The organism is Caballeronia sp., from assembly GCF_028292365.1.
Lineage (GTDB): Bacteria > Pseudomonadota > Gammaproteobacteria > Burkholderiales > Burkholderiaceae > Caballeronia.
In genome coordinates this window covers 1-6,540 of the sequence record NZ_JAQGMM010000207.1, presented here as the reverse complement: position 1 = coordinate 6,540, position 6,540 = coordinate 1, and the positions used below count along the sequence as shown (strand labels likewise).

Below are 6,540 nucleotides of genomic sequence, written 5' to 3'. Positions count from 1 at the left end.
GAGGAGCCAGGCAAGCGATATATCGGGGACCGGCTTCGGCGCGTCTGATGGACGAACTTCGCGAGCGGTCAAAACGAGTGTGAATTATACCCGCCGGCGCTTTTGGCCTGCTTTCGGGGGTCATCATGTTTTATCATGTGCGGCCGTCACCGGATGGCTCGACCAGGCAGCTAACCAAGCCGGCTGCGCAGCGTCCACGCCGCACGCTCGTCCCCGTTGCATCGCAGGAGAATTCCTTGAAGATATCGCCACCCTCGCTTTCGTCGCTGCCTCAGTTGTCGCGGCGCGCGTTCTCTCTTGGCTGCGCGTCGGCCGTGCTCACGGCCTGCACCACGACGACGAGTTCCACCACCGCGCTCAATCCACCCGTGCCGCCCGTACCATCCACCAGCACGCCCCAGCGGACCGTGCGGATCGGCCTTGCACTGGGCGGCGGCGCGGCGCGCGGGTTTGCGCATATCGGTGTCATCAAGGCGCTCGAAGCGCGCAACCTGAAGGTGGATCTGCTGAGCGGAACGAGTGCGGGCTCGGTGATTGCGGCGTTATCGGCGTCGGGAATGAACGGCATCGCCATTAACAAGCTGGCGCTGACCATGGACGAAGCATCGATCAGCGATTGGGCGATGCCATTCCGCACACGCGGTTTCCTCCAAGGCGTCGCGTTACAGAATTACCTGAACAAGACACTCGACAACCGGCCGATCGAGAAAATGGCGAAACCGCTCGGCATTGTCGCGACGGACCTGAAGACCGGACAGCCCATCTTGTTCCAGCGCGGCAATACCGGCATTGCGGTGCGCGCGTCATGCAGCGTGCCGTCCATCTTCGAGCCGGTGAAGATCGGCGGTCATGAGTACGTGGATGGCGGTCTGGTGAGCCCGGTGCCAGCGGCGTTCGCGCGCAAGATGGGCGCGGATTTTGTCATCGCGGTGGATATTTCGGCGCGCCCCGAGACGGGATTGACGCAAAGTTCCTTCGACGTCCTGATGCAGACGTTCACGATCATGGGCCAGACCATCAAGGCTTACGAACTCGATAAATACGCCGACTTTGTCATCCGCCCGAACTTGGCCGCCATGAGCGGCAGCGACTTCGGCCAGCGCAACGCGGCCATCCTCGCCGGCGAGGAAGCGGTAGCCAAGATCTGGCCGGAACTGCAGCGGCAAATGGCGGCGAAAGGCGCTACCGTTTGAACTACACGGTAGCGCCTTTCGCCTTGTAAAACCAAACCGCTTAGCGCAACGCCTTGACGCTTGCCGCCGTTACGTCGCCCGGCTGACCGCCCCAGCCCGAGCGCAGGTAGTTGGCCAGATTCGCGAGTTCATCGTCGCTGAGTGTGGCGGCGAATCCCGGCATTGCCTGCATGCGTTCCGTTCCGGCGAACTCGGCGGCCTCTACGCCGTCGAGCATCGCAACAAGCAGGTTATGTGGATTGGCCTGACGCAGCGTCGAGCTCCCTTGCATCGATACCGCCACGTGAGGCTTGCCCTCCCCGCCAAGCCCATGACACCCCGCGCACACAGCGACATAGCTCTTCCGGCCGGCTGCCACTTGCGCGGCATCGGCTGCGCCCGGTTGAACCCGCGCCGGGGGAAGCGGTGCATCGCCGAGCATATAGGTCGACAGCGCGCGCAGGTCACCCTGGTTCAGGTACTGAGTGCTCAGCATCACTACCGGATGCATCTCGCCGAACGCAGGACCCTGGCGGCTGATTCCCGTGGCGAAGAATGTCTGCAAATCAGCGCCGGTCCAGCCCCGCGCGGCAAGTCCCGTGGGGGTGATATCCGGCGGCTGGACACGACCGAGCGTTGACCCCTGCAGCGTCTTCGCACCGTTCATCTGACCGAACACACCACGCGGCGTGTGGCATTCGGCACAGTGACCCAGCGCATTGGCGAGATATCGTCCACGGTTCCAGTCAGCCGAGGTTCCCACCGATGCATCCGGCAACGTGTCCTTGAGGAACAGCATGTTCCAGAACATCACGGCAGTCCGCACGTTGAACGGAAACTTCAGATCGGGCTCCCGGTTCGGTACCGCGGCCGGTTTTTGCGCCATCAGATACGCATAGACGGCGTCGCTGTCAGCACGGGACATTGTCCGGTAAGACGTGTAAGGCATTGCCGGATAGAGCTGCTTGTCAGGCGCCACGCCGTCGTGCAAAGTCTTGTAGAACTGCGCTGCACTCCACTTGCCGATGCCGTGCACCGAATCCGGCGTAATGTTCGTGCCGTAGAAGGTGCCGAACGGCGACCCGAGCCTCACGCCACCGGCAAACGGCGCACCACCGGGCATCGTGTGACAGGCGGCGCAGTCGGCCGCTTTCGCAAGATAACCGCCGCGCACAATCTGCTCGGCGGCCGTTTCATGCGTGGGGGCTGCGGTTACATCGGCACGATCGTTACAAGCGGACAGCGCGCCGACGCATAGCGCAAGCGCGCCGAGGCGAAATAAAATTGCCCGGTTCATGCGGAATCCTTAACAAGTCCAGGCGTGTTCAGAATAACGTCCCTGACCGCCTCGTAGTACCGGACGTAGCCGGTGCAGCGGCAGATGTGGTCGTCGAGTGCTTTCGTGATCTCCTGTTCCACTGACGTCTTGGCAATCGGATTGCGCTTTAGCCGCTCGATCAGCACCGTCGCCGCATTGACGAACCCCGGCGTGCAATAGCCGCACTGGAAACTGAAGTGTTCAAGAAACTTCTGCTGCACCGGCGAGAGTTCGACCACCTCGCCTTGGTCGTTACGTTTGGCATGGCCTTCAATAGTCCGCACCTTTTTGCCGTCGAAGAAATGCGCGCCCGTGATGCACGAGCGTACTTCCTCGCTCGATCCGTCCGCCTTGTCGAGGATCACCACGCACGCGTGGCAGACGCCCTGCCCGCAGCCAAGCCGCGAGCCGGTCAAGCCCACGTATTCATGCAGGAAATCGATCATCATGAGGCCGTCGGGGGTCTGGATCGGACCCATGGCAGCACCGTTGATCGTCAGCGAAATGGGCTTCATCTGGATCAAAGGCTGGTTCATGACCGGTGTCGGAGTGGGGTGGGCAGCAGTCATGCAAGCGCCTCCTGAATGTTTTGTGGTTTCACCGGCAAGTCGTTGAACCGATGCCCAATGGCGTGCGCAATACCGTTGACGATGGCGCCGACAACCGGAATCATCACCACTTCTGCAATGCCCTTCGGGGGATCGGTCTCGGACAACGGCGGCAGCACTTCGCCGGTCTGGGCCCAGACGGCGACATCGCTTGCACGCGGCAGCCGATAGCGGTTGAAGTTCCAGGTACCGTTGCCGGGACCCTCTTCATAGAGCGGCAGATATTCATGCAGTGCATGGCCAATGCCCATCGCGAGTCCGCCTTGCAGTTGACCCGAGACGAGTTGCGGCGAAAGCATGTTGCCGCACTCCATGATCGAGTGATGCGAGAGCAGACTGACCTGACCGCTGGCTTCGTTCACCGCGAGCTCGACGAGTGTCCCGACAGCGCTGTAGTAAGTGACCGCGGCGTTGTTGCGGCTAACCGGGGCAATGAACACGCGCTTGCGATCAAGGGCGCGGTAAACGGGCTGGACAAGTGCAGCATTGGTCTTGTTGGCATCGGCCTTGCCCGCGCCGTGAAGCAGCGACAAGCCGTCAATAGGCAGACGCTCGGTCACACCATCAATGCTGAATTCCGCTTCGCTCCACTGCCACCGATTGAACACGTGCACAACCGCGCCCGTGACGAGTGCGAGGTCATGCGCCTTACGCGCGAGTTGTTCGATCGACAGCGGCTCGAGACCTGCTGCTGTCAGCTTGCCCTCCACCCAGCGCGCATCTTCACGACGCACGACAAGCGGCGCAGCTTGACCGCCGCCTATGCCACTGCTCCATATCGCCATCGCTGCCGGCCATAAACCGTGCGTGAAGACCACGCGTGCCGCTTCGTACGTGCTATGCGTGAAATAGAAAGCTGAATTCGTCGCACTCGTTGGTGATATAAACCCCGGCGACCAGCGCGGATTCGCAGACAGCCGGTCCTGCTCTCCCTGCGACATCATGTAGGGATCGCCACTGGTCACGACCGGCAACTCGGGCCAGTCGATAATCGCCATGCGCACCTCGGCGGCCGGCATGCCGACCCACTTCGCGCAGGCGATTGCTTGCGACGTAGACACGCCAGTGCCAATCTCCGCGCCCGAATGATGCATCGTGATCTTGCCGTCGGCGGCGATCTCAACCTTCGCGAACGATGACTCCGCGCCCGTGCCGAAGTCTTTCTGCACGCAGGCGAAACCCACGCCATAGCGATTGCCCGGATGTGCGAGCTCATACTCCGCTTTCTTCTGAGCACGCCCGGTCCACAGCGGATGAACCTTGGCTTTCTGCAGGACTTCATCGACACGAATTGCGCCGGCGGGAATGGCGCCCTGGGTATTTTTCATGCCCGAGCGCAGCGCGTTCTTCAGTCGCAAGTCAATAGCATCGAGCCCAAGCTGCGTCGCGATTTCATCGATCAGCATCTCGGTCGCGGCCATGGTCTGCAGCGTGCCGTAACCGCGCGCGGAGCCAGCGTCGATCGCGCGCGACGCGATCGCGACGCCCGTCAGATCGCTCTTCGGGAAGTAGTAGATCGACTGCGCGCCGGATGCGCCCACCATGGCCACCGATGGCGAGAAATTGCAGCGCCCGCCTCCATTGACTTCGAACTCAGCCTTGAACGACTGCAGGAGGTTCGTTTTCTTATCGATCGCAATCCGATAACGCATCTTCGATGCATGGCGTTTTATCGATGTCTGGAATTGCTCATAGCGGTCAAATGCAAGACGTACCGGACGGCCGTCGCCATACATGGCCGCGACCAATCCGTAGAACGGAACCGTGAAGTGATCCTTCGACCCGTAGCCGACGGTCGAGACCGGGTGCACGAACAGGTTCTTCACCGGAAAGCGACTCTTTGCCGCCATGCCCGCCGCGCTCTCCGCAACCTCGTACGGCCCTTGTGTCGGCACGACCATGTGCAGCGATTGCGTCGCCGCGTCGTACCAGCAGTTCGTGTTGTCGGGTTCGAGCGCGGCAGTATCGATGGATTGCGTACTGTAGTTGCGCTCCAGCACAAGCCAGTCCGCCGGCGGATGATCGAGTTCGCCCTGCATGCTTTGCGCATGGAACAGTCCCTGCTCGTCCAGCTTGCCGTCCTGCCGGCCCGCAGCCCACACGGGCTCATGCTTGCGCATCGCGCTTGGGAACAACATGGTGTCCTTCAGGCTCGAGAACGTGTCCTCGTCATAGGCTGTCGTTCCGCCCACGCGCACGAAGCGGAACGTGCCCCATGGATCACGTTCGAGCGGCCCGGTCTTCTCGCCGTAGCGGATGATTTCATCGCGGAACTGGAGCTTGTCCTTGGCGAACCGGAAGCGTGCGAAATCGTGATAGATCAGCATGGCCACGGCCTGGCCGAGATAAGCCGGCGTCTTGCCGGGCGGCAGCAACATGTCGTCGCCATAGAAGGCTGGAAAGGCGAGGCCGTCGCGGGCAAGCTCCGCGGCCGTGACGATCCGGTCAGGCTGAAGTTCGTCGCCGAGCAAGCTCAGGTCGAAACCCTCATACCGCCTGTCAGCCTGCGTCGTACGCAAAATGAACGCGTGCGATTGCTGGTTCGGCCAGTGCGGCATGTCGGCTGCGCGAACGTCTCTTGCAAACACCTTCGAACCGGTGACCTTCGCGATACCGTCAATACGAAACTTGGCGCTGCCGGTTGCTGCGTCCCACTGAATCGGCGTCAGGACTTTTTCTTCAAATAACGCAGCGAATGCGCGACTGCCGAGCGGCGCAATAATGACGGTCAGTCCCGCGATTGCACTCGCTTTCAAAAAACCACGACGCGATCGGTCGAGTTCTCTCATAGTCCTCTCCTTGAATGATCGGCTGAGAGCTTCAGGCCAAGCGGCTTCGGGTTTCGGTTTTTATTTTGCATTCCGAAATGATTATTCTGTTCATATAACGACTTGATCCGATGTGTGGCGGCGATGAGATATCTGAGTATCTCCGATCGTAATCGCACTTCAGGTTCTTCAACGTGCAAGGATTTGCACCAGCGTGTTTCAACGTTTGGCTGGCTTTTTTAGGCTTTCCCTTGTGCCGAGTTCTTGTCGCTGCGGAGCGCTGTGCGCTGCCCGGGAAACGGGGGCGATTGTACGTGCGAAGCTTGCCCACAAGCAGCAATCGGCATGTCAAGTTTTGTGCTTGGCTACCATTGGCGCGGAGAGTGAAAACTCATTACGGTGCGCAACATGTGATGCCAGCAATGTCACTCGGAAGCGTCCGAATGTGCACGGATTTGACCGGGTTCCGGGTGCAGATTCCGGGGCGTTATGCGCGGTCGACTGCCACAATTTAAAGGACAATGCGCCGAAGGCTAATCACCCACAACGCATATATTCCCTGCGGAAACGACAAAAGCCCGCCTTTTTCAAGGCAGGCTTTTGTACACCGCACCGGTCATCAGCAACCGGTCAGACGGGTTAGATGGGTCGCAACGACTTAGTTGTCGTTGTTA

4 protein-coding genes are annotated in these 6,540 nt (G+C 60.6%); 1 reads left to right on the top strand and 3 read right to left on the bottom strand.

The window, feature by feature from the left end; genetic code table 11:
• Positions 1-236 precede the first annotated feature (236 nt).
• Positions 237-1,193 (top strand): patatin-like phospholipase family protein, encoded by a 957-nt coding sequence (locus JWR14_RS12760; protein ID WP_299706850.1) that lies wholly within the window; start codon positions 237-239, stop codon positions 1,191-1,193.
• A 40-nt stretch (positions 1,194-1,233) separates the two neighbouring features.
• Here JWR14_RS12760 and JWR14_RS12755 read toward each other — a convergent pair whose 3' ends face one another.
• Genes JWR14_RS12755 through JWR14_RS12745 form a run of 3 tightly spaced genes read right to left on the bottom strand, consistent with a single transcriptional unit; the run spans position 1,234 to position 5,887 of the window.
• Positions 1,234-2,469 carry a cytochrome c gene (locus tag JWR14_RS12755; RefSeq protein WP_299706847.1) on the bottom strand — a complete coding sequence of 412 codons (1,236 nt, stop codon included), beginning with the start codon at positions 2,467-2,469 and terminating at the stop codon, positions 1,234-1,236.
• Positions 2,466-3,059, bottom strand: coding sequence for a (2Fe-2S)-binding protein (locus tag JWR14_RS12750; protein ID WP_299706845.1), 594 nt, complete (start codon positions 3,057-3,059; stop codon positions 2,466-2,468). Before JWR14_RS12750 ends, JWR14_RS12755 begins: the two co-directional genes overlap by 4 nt.
• Complete coding sequence (locus JWR14_RS12745; protein WP_299706842.1) at positions 3,056-5,887, bottom strand: molybdopterin cofactor-binding domain-containing protein; 2,832 nt, start codon at positions 5,885-5,887, stop codon at positions 3,056-3,058. The genes JWR14_RS12750 and JWR14_RS12745 overlap by 4 nt, the downstream gene beginning before the upstream one ends.
• Between the last annotated feature and the right edge of the window lie 653 nt (positions 5,888-6,540).